Here is a 12,807-nt window from a genome sequence, read left to right as displayed (position 1 = left end):
GGCTAGACGACCGGCGGCCATGCCAGCAAGCCATCGCCGGTTGGCACAGCGCTTGTTAAGAAGCGAATGGCTCGGCTAGGCTCGTTTTTCCCGCACTCGAGAGGTTTTTCATGAAGACCGTTTTTTCGCCGCTCCACGCTGGTCATGCCGGCACGATGGAACTGATTTCCGGTGCGATCGTGCCCGGTTTTGAAAAGCCGTCGCGCGCCGAGTTCATCAAGGCGAGGGTGGAGAGTGAAAAGCTCGGACCGATCCTGCCGCCGCAGGCGCATGACCTCGCCGCCGCCAAGCGGGTGCACAGGGCCGACTATATCGATTTCCTGCCGACGGTCTGGCCGCAATGGCTGGCTTCGGGCAGGGAAGGGTCGGCCATCCCGTTCACCTGGCCGACACGCGGCCTGCGCGGCGATGTCCGGCCGAAATCCATCGACGCCCAGCTCGGCTTCTATTCCTTCGATGGCGGCGCGCCCTTCGTCAAAGGCACGTGGGATGCGATCAAGTCGTCCTACGAGGTTGCCTTGACGGCGTCGGCCATCGTCAAGGGCGGCGAACGTGCCGCCTTCGCACTTTGCCGCCCGCCCGGCCACCATGCCGGGGCAGGTTTCATGGGCGGCTATTGCTACATCAACAACGCCGCCGTCGCAGCCCAATGGTTCCGCGACCAGGGTGCAGGGCGCGTCTCGATCCTCGATGTCGACTACCACCACGGCAACGGCACGCAGGAGATTTTCTATAGCCGCAACGACGTTCAGGTGCTGAACCTGCATGGCGACCCGATGGTCGAGTATCCGTATTTCCTCGGCCACGCCGATGAACGCGGCGAGGGGCCGGGCGAGGGGTTCAACCTGAATTACCCGATGCCTTTCGGTACCGATTGGGACGCATGGAACGCGAACCTGGACGACGCTTGCAAAAGGCTCGCGGACTACGCGCCGGATGTCGTCGTCGTCTCGCTTGGCGTCGATACTTTCGAGAAGGATCCGATCAGCCAGTTCAAGCTGAAAAGCGCCGACTATCCCAAGATCGGCGCGCGCATCGCCAAGCTCGGCCTGCCCACCCTGTTCGTCATGGAAGGCGGCTACGCGGTCGAGGAAATCGGCGTCAATGCGGTTGGCGTGCTGACCGGCTTCGAGGAGTAGAGGCCGCCTACTGCGGCCTCAGTTCGAAGCTGAAATATTTCTTGGCGACCGTCTTGAACGTGCCGTCGGCAATGATCCCGTCGATGGCAGCGTTGATCTGGTCGGCCAACGCGGCATCGCCCTTGCGAACGGCGATGCCGATCTCGGTGCCAAGCGCTGCGTCGGTGATGTTGGGACCGATCTGCTCATAGGCCGCAACGCCGCCATTTGCCTCCATCCACGGCACCATGGCCGGCGCTTCGGCAAACACCGCGTCCAGCCGCCCGTTCTGGAAATCGAGGAACATCTCGTCGCTCGACGGATAGCCGTGCAGCTTGATCGTCTCGCCGAATTTGTCGCGCAGCCAGTGTTCATGCGTGGTCGCCGCCTGGACGCCGACATCGTGGCCTTTCATGCCTTCGCTGGAAAAGCTCAATCCGCTTCCCTTGTTGGCGATCATCATGCCGTAGGAGAAGTAATAGGGCTTGGAAAACAGCACCTGTTTCTGCCGCTCGGGCGTGATGGTCATGGACGACATCAGCACGTCGATTTTCTCGGCCTGCAGAGCCGGGATCAGCCCGTCCCACTGCACCACCACCCACTCGCATGTGCGCTTGAGGCGCTTGCAGATCGCTTCGCCGATATCGACGTCGAAGCCTTCGACCTTGCCGGCGGCATCGACCGAATTAAACGGCGGATAGGCGCCTTCGACACCCATCTTCAGCGGCGGGTCTTCGGCTCGCGCTGCTGTGCTTGCGAGAATGAGACCTAACGCGATGATGGCGACGAATTTCACTGCTTTTCCTTTTTGGCTTGTTGCGTACAGGCGTGAAAAAACCCGGGCCGTTGAAACCGCCGGCGTTTCAGCAACGCCGCGGTTCCGCCAGCTATCCGAGCTCTTGTTAATTTAGAATATACGCATAATACAGCCCGGAAATCGATCCCGACTTCCGGACTAAGCCTCGGAACTTAGTCCTTGGCGCGTTCCACATAGGAGCCGTCGGCGGTCATGACGACGATGCGCGTGCCGACAGCGATATGCGGCGGAACGGTGGTCTTGACGCCGTTCGAAAGGATCGCCGGCTTGTACGAGGAAGACGCGGTCTGGCCCTTGGTCGTCGGCTCGGTCTCGACCACTTCGTAGATGGCGCGCTGCGGCAGCTCGATCGCAATGCCGACGCCTTCATGCACCGACAGCGTCACCGCCATGCCTTCCTGCAGGTAAGGCGCCTGGTCGCCGATCACGTCCTCGGACACCGCGATCTGGTCGTAGCTTTCCGGGTTCATGAAGTGGAAGCCTTCGCCGTCGCTATAGAGGAACGTATGTTCGCGATCCTCGACATGGGCGCGCTCGACCTGTTCGGTCGTGCGATAGCGTTCGGAAACCTTCACGCCATCCGAAATGCGGCGCATGTCGAGTTGGGTGACCGGCGTGCCCTTGCCAGGATGGATATTCTCGGCAAAGAGGATCACATAGAGCTTGCCGTCCTTGTCGACGACATTTCCTTTACGGAGGGAACTGGCAATTACCTTCACTAGCGTTCTTCCTGAAAATTTGCGTTGCGGCCATTCGGCTGTCGCAGCCATCGTGCGCGCTTTACCCTATCCGCGCGCCAATCGCCAGCCACCCCCGCACCGCTTGTCCGCACAATCATGATCGAAGCATCGCCTTGGTGGACGCCGCATGTCCACGCCGACCGCAGGCCGCGCCTTCTGCTGCGCAACAGGATTGCTGCGGCAATCCGCAGCTTTCTTGCCGACGAAGATTTCATCGAGGTGGACGCTGCCGCGCTCCAGATATCTCCGGGCAATGAAACCCATCTCAGTGCCTTCGCCACTGCCGAAATCCGTTCCGACGGCACCACGCAGCCGTTCTACCTGCACACCTCGCCGGAATTCGCCTGCAAGAAATTGCTGGCGGCAGGCGAAAAGCGCATCTTCAGCTTCGGTCCGGTCTGGCGCAATCGCGAGCGCAGCGCCCTTCATCATCCCGAATTCACCATGCTGGAATGGTATCGCGTCGGTGAAACCTATCAAAGCCTGATGCAGGATTGCGCCGCGCTGCTGGCACTTGCCGCAGACAAGGCCGCCACCCGGCGCTTCACATTCAGGAACCGCGAAGCCGATCCTTATGCCGAGCCGGAACGCCTCACGGTCGCGGAGGCCTTCGACCGCTATGCCGGTATCGACCTGCTTTCGACCGTCGCGCCGGACGGATCGACGGACCGCGACGGCCTGCATGCCGCGCTCGCCAAGTCTGGCCTGCGCACCGCGCTCGACGACACATGGTCCGATCTCTATAGTCGCGTCATGGTCGAGCTGGTCGAGCCGCAGTTAGGGCAGGGCCGCGCCACCGTGCTTTGCGAATATCCGATCGTCGAGGCTGCCCTTGCGCGCCCCGCGCCGCACGATCCACGCGTGGCCGAGCGCTTCGAGCTCTATTGCTGCGGCGTCGAACTTGCCAACGGCTTTGGCGAGCTCACCGATCCGGTCGAGCAGCGCAAGCGCTTCGAAGCCGACATGGATGAGAAAGAGTACATCTATGGCGAGCGCTACCCGATCGACGAGGACTTTTTGTCCGCCCTTGCCATCATGCCGGATGCCTGCGGCATTGCGCTCGGCTTTGACCGGCTGGTGATGCTGGCTGCAGGTGCCAACCGCATCGAGGACGTTATCTGGACGCCAGTTCCAGATTCACCGTCGCGATAGGAAAGCGCATACTGAGGATTCAGGTCAGGGCGGAGCGGAAATGGGGGTCGGCGAGAACCGGCGCGGAATGTACATTCGGTACATGAGCACCGGAACCGCAGCGGGCCGCCGTTTGCAGCCCGCCCTCACCTGAATATCTAGTGGTCCATGGCCTTGACGATTTCCTCGGTCATCTTCTTGGCGTCGCCGAGGAGCATCATGGTGCCGTCCTTGTAGAACAGCGTGTTGTCGATGCCGGCGTAGCCGGAGCCGAGCGAGCGCTTGACGAAGAGGCAGGTGCGGGCCTTGTCGACGTCGAGGATCGGCATGCCGTAGATCGGCGAGGACTTGTCGTCGCGCGCCGACGGGTTGGTCACGTCGTTGGCGCCGATGACATAGGCGACGTCGGCCTGCGCGAACTCGGAGTTGATGTCTTCGAGTTCGAACACCTCGTCGTAAGGCACGTTGGCCTCGGCCAGAAGCACGTTCATGTGGCCGGGCATGCGTCCGGCAACCGGATGGATGGCGTACTTCACTTCGACGCCATTGGCCTTCAGCTTGTCGGCCATTTCGCGCAGCGCGTGCTGCGCCTGCGCCACCGCCATGCCGTAGCCGGGCACGATGATGACCTTCTGCGCGTTCATCATCAGGTAGGCGGCATCGTCCGCCGAGCCCTGCTTGACGGTGCGCTCGATGCCGTCGTCGCCGGCTGCACTTGCCGTCTCGCCGCCAAAGCCGCCGAGAATGACGGAGATGAAGGAGCGGTTCATGCCCTTGCACATGATGTAGGACAGGATGGCACCGGACGAGCCGACCAGCGCGCCGGTGATGATCAGCGCGAGGTTGCCGAGCGTGAAGCCGAGTGCAGCGGCCGCCCAGCCCGAATAGGAGTTCAGCATCGAGATGACGACGGGCATATCCGCGCCGCCGATCGGGATGATGAGCAGGATACCGAGCACCAGCGACAGCACCACGATCAGCCAGAATACCGTATAGCTCTGGGTGGTGACGAGCAGGACGATCAGCACGACGAGCGCCGCGCCGAGGCCGAGATTCACCAGATGGCGCGCCGGCAGCATGATCGGCTTGCCAGACATGCGCCCGTCAAGCTTGAGGAAGGCGATGATCGAACCGGTGAAGGTGATGGCGCCGATGGCGACGCCAAGGCTCATCTCGACCAGTGCCTGGCCGTGGATGTCGCCCACCGTGCCGATGCCGAAGCTCTCGGGAGCATAGATCGCGGCAGCCGCCACCATCACGGCGGCGAGGCCGACGAGGGAGTGGAAGGCGGCAACCAGTTGCGGCATCGAGGTCATGGCGATGCGGCGCGCGGTAACCGCACCGACGCCGCCGCCGATGGCGAGGCCAATGACGATCAGGCCAAGCCCGCCGGCCGATGGCAGCGCTAGCGCCAGCGTGGTGACGATGGCGATCGCCATGCCGATCATGCCGTAGGTATTGCCCTGGCGGCTGGTGGTCGGATGCGACAGGCCGCGCAGCGCCAGGATGAACAGGATGCCGGAGACGAGATAGAGGAAGGAAGCGAGGTTCACTGACACGTCACTTTTCCTTCTTCTTGTACATGGCGAGCATGCGCTGGGTGACCAGGAAGCCACCGAAGATGTTGACCGAGGCCAGCACCAGCGCGATGAAGCCGAAGCCGGTGGCAAGGCCCGAGGCCGAGATGCCGACCGCCAATAGCGCACCCACCACGATCACCGAGGAGATGGCGTTGGTAACGGCCATCAAAGGCGTGTGCAGCGCAGGCGTCACTGACCACACCACGTAGTAGCCGACGAAGATCGCCAGTACGAAGATGGCGAAGCGGAACACGAAGGGGTCGATCGCGCCGCCCGACAGGGCATGCGCCGCACCGCCTGCCGCGTCGGCTGCACCCGGCGCGTTGGCAAGGTCCTGCACCGCCATGCGCACGGCAGCCGTCGCCTGGTCGAGTTGGTCGAGCGCTTTTTGCAAGCTTTCCATCACGCAGTCCCCCCAGTGGTCTTAGGCGAGGTCTTGGTCTTGGGTTTGGCCGGAGCCTTGGCGGCGGGCTTCTTTTCAGCAGCCGCCTTCGGCGCGACCGGTTTCTTGGCCGCTTCCGCCTTGGCCGGTTTGGCTGCTGCGGTAGGGGCTGTCGGCTCCTTGCCGGCAAATGCCGGATGCACGACCTTGCCGCCATCGGTCAGCATCGTCGCCTTGGCCAGTTCGTCGTCGCGATTGATCTTCAGCGACTTCGTTTCCTTGTCGATCATCGTCTCGAGGAAGGCGAACAGGTTCTTGGCATAGAGCAGCGAAGCCGATGCCGCGACGCGTCCCGGCACGTTGAGATGGCCGACGATCTTCACGCCGTTGGCGGTAGTCGCCACCTTGCCCGGCACAGCGCCCTCGACATTGCCGCCGCGCTCGACGGCCAGATCGACGATCACCGAACCAGGCTTCATCGAGGCGACCATTGCAGCGGAGATCAGCTTCGGGGCCGGGCGACCGGGGATCAGCGCCGTGGTGATGACGATGTCCTGCTTGGCGATGTGCTCGGCCGTAAGCGCCGCTTGCTTCGCCTGGTATTCCTTCGACATTTCCTTGGCGTAGCCGCCGGCAGTCTCCGCCGCCTTGAACTCCTCGTCCTCGACGGCGAGGAATTTCGCGCCGAGCGACTGAACCTGCTCCTTCACGGCGGGCCGAACATCGGTCGCCGTGACGACTGCGCCCAGCCGGCGCGCCGTGGCAATCGCCTGCAGGCCGGCCACGCCGACGCCCATGATGAAGATCTTGGCTGCCGGAACCGTGCCCGCCGCCGTCATCATCATCGGCAGCGCCCGGTCATATTCGGCAGCGCCGTCGATCACGGCCTGGTAGCCGGCGAGGTTCGCCTGCGAGGACAGCACGTCCATCACCTGCGCGCGGGTGATGCGCGGCATGAACTCCATGGCAAATGCCGTCACGCCCGCCTTGCCAAGCGCCGCAACCGCCGCCTCATGGCCATAGGGGTCCATGATGGCCAGCACCGCAGCGCCCTGCTTGTAGGATTTCAGCTCGGCTTCGTTCGGGCGGCGCACTTTCAGCACAACGTCCGCCTTCGAAACGTCGCCGGCCTTGCCGATCTTTGCTCCGGCTTTGGCGAACTCATCGTCGGTGATGCGCGATGCCGTTCCGGCGCCCGCCTCGACGATAACGTCGAAGCCGTATGCGGCAAGCCGCTTCACCGTGTCCGGTGAAGCGCCAACGCGGGTTTCCGCAGCGTCAACCTCTTTGGGTACGAAAATCGTCTGTCCCACCGCTTGATCCTTTCGGCTGGAGCCTTGCGCAGGTCGGTGGCGACCCTTGCGGCGACGCCCCGGGCCAAGGAGAGGAAGATTTTATCGCAGGATGACGGCGCCGACGGCGCAGGCAAGCAGGAACACGATGAAGCCGGAAATCGCGCCGCCGACGAAGAAGCCGAAGGCCATTCCGATCATGATGGCCGCGCAGACCAGCGTTCCATATTTGGCCAACACGGTGAAGCCATGATAGGTCCGCTCATGCTCGGGATAGTCCATCTGAGCACCAAGTTCGACAGGACCGGTCGGCGTGTGGTCGGCCATTGCAATACCCTCCGAAATTATCTCAACGGCACATAGCGAAAAGCACGCCTAAGGGCAATGGCGCTATTGCCGCATCGCCTGTTCTCTCTGGCGTAATGATTGTTGCCTGCAGGGAAATTTACGGCCCCGCGAACATGTGGCAAAACCAAGCCGGATCACGAAAGCGGCCACCATGACACTGACCGGATTTCTTGCTTATAGCGCAGCCCTTGGCATCGCCGCAGCCATTCCCGGCCCCGGCGTCACGGCCCTTGTCGCGCGCGCGCTCGGCTCCGGCTTCCGCTCGGCCTTCGCCATGTTCTGGGGTCTTTTGCTCGGGGATCTGTTTTATCTCACCGCCACCGTGCTCGGCCTCGCCTTCGTCGCCCAGCAATTCGGCATGGTGTTTCTGGCGATCAAGTGGTTCGGCGTGCTTTACCTCGCCTGGCTCGGCTGGCGCTTCTGGAAAGGCGGCATTTCCGCGGAAACCGTTCAGGCCGGCAAGGCAAAGGGCGGCTTGGTTTCGAGCTTCGTCGGCGGCCTGACGCTGACGCTCGGCAACCCCAAGACGATGATCTTCTACCTCGCCATCACGCCGACCATCGTCGATCTCCGCGCCATCACCTTCGGCGACTATGCCATCCTCACCGGCGTCACGGCGGTGATCCTCGTGATCGTGCTTGTGCCTTATCTTGCACTTGCAGCAAAGGCGCGCTGGTTCCTGTCCTCGCCGCGTGCGCTGAAGCTTTTGAACCGCACCGCAGCGTCCTTCATGATCGGTGCGGCGGCGGCCATCGCAGCGCGCCATTAGTCGGGTATTTGGGCGATAGCCCGCGCACGCCGCAAAACAGTTTCCACCAAAACCGAATGCAATTGTGGTGGATGACGCGGCCGATCCAGATCCGCGCGGCCAGCCGCAGAACGAGCGGTTTCGAACCCGTCGCGGTAGGAAAATCCGCAAACAAGCCTTCGCAGGAAATCCCTTCCCTTGTCTGCGGGCTTTTCAGCACGCTTGCCACTCGGATAGTCTCATTTCGTCGCCTATTTTCGCTGCAACGTTCCTACCGACCGATCTGAGAGAGATTCCATGACCAAATCCGAGGCTTCCGCCCACCATCCCGGCCGTGGCCGCGTCTACAACTCGATCACCGAAACGATTGGCGACACGCCGCTGGTCAGGCTCGACCGCTTCGCCAAGGAGAAGGGCATCGTCGCCAATCTTATGGTCAAGCTCGAGTTCTTCAACCCGATCGCCTCGGTCAAGGACCGTATAGGCGTGGCGATGATCGAGGCGCTCGAAGCCGAAGGCCGTATCAAGCCGGGCAAGACCACGCTGATCGAGCCGACGTCCGGCAACACCGGTATCGCGCTCGCCTTCGCCGCTGCGGCCAAGGGCTACAAGCTGATCCTGACCATGCCAGAGACCATGTCGGTGGAGCGGCGCAAGATGCTCGCCCTACTCGGTGCCGAACTCGTGCTTACCGAAGGCGCCAAGGGCATGAAGGGTGCAATCGCCAAGGCTGACGAACTGGCGGCGAAACTTCCCGATGCGGTCATCCCGCAGCAGTTCGAAAATCCGGCCAATCCCGAAATCCATCGCGTCACCACTGCCGAGGAAATTTGGAACGACACGGATGGCAGCGTCGATATCCTCGTCGCCGGCATCGGCACGGGCGGCACCATTACGGGCGTCGGTCAGGTGCTGAAGAAGCGCAAGCCGTCGGTCAAGGTCGTGGCGGTCGAACCGGAAGCGTCGCCGGTGCTCTCAGGCGGCGCGCCCGGACCGCACAAGATCCAGGGCATCGGTGCCGGTTTCGCGCCGAAGATTTTGGACACCAAGGTCTATGACGAGGTCGTCACCGTCTCGAACGATGCGGCGGTGGCCAATGCGCGCCTTGTCGCAAGGCTCGAAGGCGTGCCGGTCGGCATCTCGTCTGGAGCTGCGCTACAGGCCGCCATCGTCGTTGGTTCGCGGCCCGAAAACGCGGGCAAGAACATGGTCGTCATCATTCCTTCCTTTGCGGAACGCTATCTCTCGACCGTCCTGTTCGAGGGTCTAGGCGTCTGATGCATGGCTGCCGAAAGTCGGAACCGCTTTCGGCGCAAGGGCACGCCTGAACATCAAGCGGCCGGCGAGCCACTGTTACTGGACCGCTGAAAAAGGCGCGCTGGCTAAGCCGTGCCGCGTTGAGCGGTCTGCGCTTTGCGCTAAAAGTCCCCATCCGCCTTGAGCGCGGGTGGGGAGGAAAAGAATGTACAAACTTTATACCCGTCCGGGCAGCGGCGGCTTCGTCGCCGAGGCAGCGTTTCTTCTGGCCGGTGAGCCATTCGAACATATCGACGTCGCCAAGACCGACAATCCGGACGCCGCCTTCCTCGCCATCAGCCCGCTCAATCAGGTGCCCGTCCTGACCTTGCCGGACGGTCACACGATGACCGAATCCGCTGCGATCTGCATGGCGCTCGCCGAGCGTCATCCTGAGGCCGCCCTTGCCCCGCAAGCCGGTGCGCCGGCGCGTGCGGAATTCCTGCGCTGGATGGCCTTCATGTCGTCGGCGCTCTATCCGGCGGTGCTGCGCTTCTACTATCCCCATCGCTATTCGTCGGATGAAGGTGCCAAGGCAGGCGTCAGGAAAGCAGCCGTCGCCGAACTCGACCGCGACTTTGCCGTCGTCGACAAGGCGCTGGCTGGGCGACAGTGGCTGGTCGGCGACAGCATGACCATTGCCGATGTCTATCTTCTGATGCTGTTTTCCTGGCATCCCGAAACGGAGCGGGCACGGCAGGCGTTCGCCAATGTCGAGCGTGTCTGTGCCGGCATGCGCAGCCACGCCGTGCTGGCAAAGCTCAATGCCAGCCACGAGATGTGGCCAGCTTAGGCGGTTCTGGATTTGCTGTTTGGAAGGTTGCTGTGGGCGCTAGCCCGCGCCGGCACTGGTGCCGGGCGCATGGTCGTCTAGCGGCGGCGCAAGGCCGAGGGCTGCGCCGTGCGATAGGTTGTGGCGCGGCTTTCGAGCGCCGGCTTCGAGATGTTCGGGCCGTGGCGGGTTTCCGGCAGCATGTCAGTGCGTGCCGAAGCCGAGCCGGTGGTTGCGGCGGGCGCAAGCCGGACCGGGTCCGCGCATGTAGTAGCGCTCTGGCCGATAGGTTGGCGCGATGAACTCGCGAAAGGTGGCGGCATAGCCGCGCAATTGGTTGAAAATAGCCATTGTCGTTCAGTCCCTGTCCCGAACTTCGGAGTCCCTTCCGAATTACGGACACCATAGCGCCGAGGCGTGAATAGTCGGTGAACGCTATGTTAACTTTCGGTCGAAACCGCCTCGCTTCGTGGCGGGATTGCGGCTGATTCGGGGTCTTTTCGTGCTTTTTGTCGCCATCTTCGCCGATGTGTCATTTGCGACACATGGACCCGCACCGCGCGACCGCCGGGAACCCCGTCTACGCCTGTTCATTTGAAGTGGTAGAATAGGGACCGGTGCGCGCCAGGAGAGGACGCCATGCAGGAGAAGCGGAACACCGACACAACGGCCAAGCTTACGCATCCCGAAAAGCTGCTGTGGCCGGACGAGAAGGTTTCGAAGCAGGATCTGCTCGACCACTATGCGCTGGTGTGGCCGCGCATGAAGCAATTTGTGGTCGAGCGGCCGTTGGCTTTGGTGCGTGCGCCCGATGGCGTCGATGGCCAGCGCTTTTTCCAGAAGCACGCTTCGCCCGGCATGAGCGAACACATCTTCAAATCGAAGGACCCCGAGGACAATGAGGAGATCCTTTTTGTCCGCAATTTCGACGGCATCGCCGCGCTGGTTCAGATCGGCGTGGTCGAGATCCACATCTGGGGCTGCAAGGTCGATGAAATCGACACGCCTGACCAGATCGTCTTCGACCTCGATCCCGATGAGGGCGTGGCTGTCGATGAGGTCCGCAGGGCGGCGCTCGACATTCGCGACAAGCTTCACGAAATGTCGCTGCCCACCTTCGTCAAGACATCGGGCGGCAAGGGCTACCATGTCGTGGTACCGCTGAAGCCGGCGGCCAAGTGGGATCAGGTCAAGGGGTTCTCCCACGACTTTGCCCGCGCCATGGAACAGGCCGAACCGGACCGCTTCACCGCCACGCTGTCGAAGAAGGCGCGCACCGGCAAGATTTTCATCGACTATCTGCGCAATGGCCGCGGCTCCACCACGGTCGCGCCCTATTCGTCGCGCGCCAGGAAGGGCGCCACCATTTCCATGCCGGTGACATGGCCCGAGATAGAGGCCGGTCTTGCCCCGAACGCCTTTCAGCTCGGCGACAAGGCGACATTGAAACGCCTCGAAGCCGACGATCCTTGGCAAGACTTCTTCGCTAAGGCTAAACCGCTCAAGCGCGCATAGCTTAGTCCGCCATAACCTGAATCCCTATGCGTTGCCGATCAGCACGCCTGCTGCAAACACCAGCGCTCCGCCCAGCACCACCTGGAATGCAGCGCGCAGGAACGGCGTTTCCATGTAGCGGTTCTGAATGAAGGCAATGGCCCACAATTCGAAGAACACCACGATGGCAGCCACCGTGGTCGCGGTCCAGAAATTCGGGATGAGGTAGGGCAGGGCATGGCCGAGGCCGCCCAGCGCCGTCATGATGCCGGATGACAGGCCGCGTTTCAGCGGCGAGCCGCGCCCTGAAAGCTTGCCGTCATCGTGCGCCGCTTCGGTAAAGCCCATGGAAATGCCGGCGCCCACCGAAGCCGAGAGCCCGACCAGGAAGGTCTGCCATGTATCCTGCGTCGCGAAGGCGGCGGCGAAGATCGGCGCCAGCGTCGAGACCGATCCGTCCATCAGACCGGCCAGACCCGGCTGCACATAGGTCAGGATGAACTGCCGCCGTTCGGTCGCGGCTTCCTCGCTGCGCGCCGCACCCGGCACATGTTCCTGCTCAAGCTTCTGCGCCAGCGTCTCGTGGCCTTGCTCGGCAGCGGCAAGGTCGCCCAGCAGCTTTCGCGTCGAGGCATCGGAGGTGCGCTTGGCCGCCTCGACGTAAAACAGGTGCGCCTGCCGCTCCATGTCCTCGGCCTGCCCGCGCACCTTGTCGATGCCCAGCGGTCTCACCAGCCAGTCCGGCTTGCGTTCATAATAGCCCTTCACATGCTCGCGGCGGATCAGCGGAATGCGTTCGCCGAAGCGCTGGCGATGCAGTTCGATCAGCGCGGCGCGATGCCCGTCCTCTTCCCCGGCCATGCCCTCGAACACCTTGGCCGAATGTGGAAAGTCCTTTTCCAGCCCATCGGCATAGGCCCGGTAGATGCGCGCGTCGTCCTCTTCGGAGGAAATGGCCAGCGCCAGAATTTCCTGTTCCGACAGGGAATCGAACGGGCGTCGCCCAAACCCGAAGACGCGAGAAAGCATGAGCAATCCAATCTAGTTTAGAATGATTCTAAATTAGATATTGCGCCGCGAAAGGTCAAC

13 protein-coding genes and 1 pseudogene are annotated in these 12,807 nt (G+C 62.6%); 6 read left to right on the top strand and 8 right to left on the bottom strand.

Annotated features, from left to right (window positions below):
• Positions 1–110: 110 nt before the first annotated feature.
• Positions 111–1,139, top strand: a complete 1,029-nt coding sequence (locus ACODTY_RS10220; protein ID WP_488994162.1) for a histone deacetylase family protein — start codon at positions 111–113, stop codon at positions 1,137–1,139.
• Positions 1,140–1,146: 7 nt separating this feature from the next.
• Here ACODTY_RS10220 and ACODTY_RS10215 read toward each other — a convergent pair whose 3' ends face one another.
• Together ACODTY_RS10215 and efp are read right to left on the bottom strand one after the other, a co-directional pair.
• The gene (locus tag ACODTY_RS10215) at positions 1,147–1,914 is read right to left on the bottom strand and encodes a transporter substrate-binding domain-containing protein (protein WP_488994161.1); all 768 of its coding nucleotides are present in this window, start codon (positions 1,912–1,914) and stop codon (positions 1,147–1,149) included.
• Between the two features lie 173 nt (positions 1,915–2,087).
• The gene (efp, locus tag ACODTY_RS10210; protein ID WP_488994160.1) at positions 2,088–2,705 is read right to left on the bottom strand and encodes an elongation factor P; all 618 of its coding nucleotides are present in this window, start codon (positions 2,703–2,705) and stop codon (positions 2,088–2,090) included.
• A 66-nt stretch (positions 2,706–2,771) separates the two neighbouring features.
• Between efp and epmA the strand changes: the two genes are divergently transcribed.
• Positions 2,772–3,827, top strand: coding sequence for an EF-P lysine aminoacylase EpmA (gene epmA, locus ACODTY_RS10205; RefSeq protein ID WP_488994159.1), 1,056 nt, complete (start codon positions 2,772–2,774; stop codon positions 3,825–3,827).
• 137 nt (positions 3,828–3,964) lie between these two features.
• On the opposite strand, the gene ACODTY_RS10200 is transcribed toward epmA, so the two are convergent.
• The 4 genes from ACODTY_RS10200 to ACODTY_RS10185 form a co-directional block, all read right to left on the bottom strand.
• Positions 3,965–5,365: an NAD(P)(+) transhydrogenase (Re/Si-specific) subunit beta gene (locus tag ACODTY_RS10200; protein ID WP_488994158.1), complete on the bottom strand. Its 1,401-nt coding sequence runs from the start codon at positions 5,363–5,365 to the stop codon at positions 3,965–3,967.
• Between the two features lies 1 nt (position 5,366).
• Positions 5,367–5,789 carry a proton-translocating transhydrogenase family protein gene (locus tag ACODTY_RS10195; RefSeq protein WP_488994157.1) on the bottom strand — a complete coding sequence of 141 codons (423 nt, stop codon included), beginning with the start codon at positions 5,787–5,789 and terminating at the stop codon, positions 5,367–5,369.
• Positions 5,789–7,081, bottom strand: coding sequence for a Re/Si-specific NAD(P)(+) transhydrogenase subunit alpha (locus ACODTY_RS10190; protein WP_488994156.1), 1,293 nt, complete (start codon positions 7,079–7,081; stop codon positions 5,789–5,791). Before ACODTY_RS10190 ends, ACODTY_RS10195 begins: the two co-directional genes overlap by 1 nt.
• A gap of 81 nt (positions 7,082–7,162) precedes the next feature.
• On the bottom strand, positions 7,163–7,387 hold the full coding sequence (locus tag ACODTY_RS10185) for an aa3-type cytochrome c oxidase subunit IV (RefSeq protein ID WP_488994155.1): 225 nt from the start codon (positions 7,385–7,387) through the stop codon (positions 7,163–7,165).
• Positions 7,388–7,559: 172 nt separating this feature from the next.
• On the opposite strand from ACODTY_RS10185, the gene ACODTY_RS10180 reads away from it, so the two are divergent.
• From ACODTY_RS10180 to ACODTY_RS10170, 3 genes are all read left to right on the top strand, one after another.
• Entirely contained in the window at positions 7,560–8,177 is a 618-nt protein-coding gene (locus ACODTY_RS10180; RefSeq protein ID WP_488994154.1) for a LysE family translocator, read from the top strand.
• Positions 8,178–8,453: 276 nt separating this feature from the next.
• Positions 8,454–9,434 (top strand): cysteine synthase A, encoded by a 981-nt coding sequence (cysK, locus tag ACODTY_RS10175; protein ID WP_488994153.1) that lies wholly within the window; start codon positions 8,454–8,456, stop codon positions 9,432–9,434.
• Positions 9,435–9,618: 184 nt separating this feature from the next.
• The gene (locus tag ACODTY_RS10170) at positions 9,619–10,245 is read left to right on the top strand and encodes a glutathione S-transferase family protein (protein ID WP_488994152.1); all 627 of its coding nucleotides are present in this window, start codon (positions 9,619–9,621) and stop codon (positions 10,243–10,245) included.
• A 183-nt stretch (positions 10,246–10,428) separates the two neighbouring features.
• Here the strand turns inward: ACODTY_RS10170 and ACODTY_RS10165 are convergent, their stop codons facing one another.
• Positions 10,429–10,575, bottom strand: a complete 147-nt coding sequence (locus ACODTY_RS10165) for a hypothetical protein (protein WP_488994151.1) — start codon at positions 10,573–10,575, stop codon at positions 10,429–10,431.
• 312 nt (positions 10,576–10,887) lie between these two features.
• Between ACODTY_RS10165 and ligD the strand changes: the two are divergent.
• Positions 10,888–11,739 (top strand): annotated as a pseudogene (gene ligD / locus ACODTY_RS10160) (non-homologous end-joining DNA ligase); the annotation flags it as partial.
• A 24-nt stretch (positions 11,740–11,763) separates the two neighbouring features.
• Here ligD and mbfA read toward each other — a convergent pair.
• Positions 11,764–12,747, bottom strand: a complete 984-nt coding sequence (gene mbfA / locus ACODTY_RS10155) for an iron exporter MbfA (RefSeq protein WP_488994150.1) — start codon at positions 12,745–12,747, stop codon at positions 11,764–11,766.
• Between the last annotated feature and the right edge of the window lie 60 nt (positions 12,748–12,807).

The sequence above is a fragment of the Mesorhizobium sp. FG116 genome (assembly GCF_057809835.1).
This window is presented reverse-complemented; position numbering and strand designations above follow the sequence as displayed.

Excerpts from the sequence above, each read along its gene's own strand:
- ACODTY_RS10220 (WP_488994162.1), top strand. The coding sequence starts at position 111 with ATGAAGACCGTTTTTTCGCCGCTCCACGCTGGTCATGCCGGCACGATG.
- efp (WP_488994160.1), bottom strand. The coding sequence starts at position 2,705 with ATGGCTGCGACAGCCGAATGGCCGCAACGCAAATTTTCAGGAAGAACG.
- epmA (WP_488994159.1), top strand. The coding sequence starts at position 2,772 with ATGATCGAAGCATCGCCTTGGTGGACGCCGCATGTCCACGCCGACCGC.
- ACODTY_RS10195 (WP_488994157.1), bottom strand. The coding sequence starts at position 5,789 with ATGGAAAGCTTGCAAAAAGCGCTCGACCAACTCGACCAGGCGACGGCT.
- ACODTY_RS10185 (WP_488994155.1), bottom strand. The coding sequence starts at position 7,387 with ATGGCCGACCACACGCCGACCGGTCCTGTCGAACTTGGTGCTCAGATG.
- ACODTY_RS10180 (WP_488994154.1), top strand. The coding sequence starts at position 7,560 with ATGACACTGACCGGATTTCTTGCTTATAGCGCAGCCCTTGGCATCGCC.
- cysK (WP_488994153.1), top strand. The coding sequence starts at position 8,454 with ATGACCAAATCCGAGGCTTCCGCCCACCATCCCGGCCGTGGCCGCGTC.
- ACODTY_RS10170 (WP_488994152.1), top strand. The coding sequence starts at position 9,619 with ATGTACAAACTTTATACCCGTCCGGGCAGCGGCGGCTTCGTCGCCGAG.
- ACODTY_RS10165 (WP_488994151.1), bottom strand. The coding sequence starts at position 10,575 with ATGGCTATTTTCAACCAATTGCGCGGCTATGCCGCCACCTTTCGCGAG.
- mbfA (WP_488994150.1), bottom strand. The coding sequence starts at position 12,747 with ATGCTTTCTCGCGTCTTCGGGTTTGGGCGACGCCCGTTCGATTCCCTG.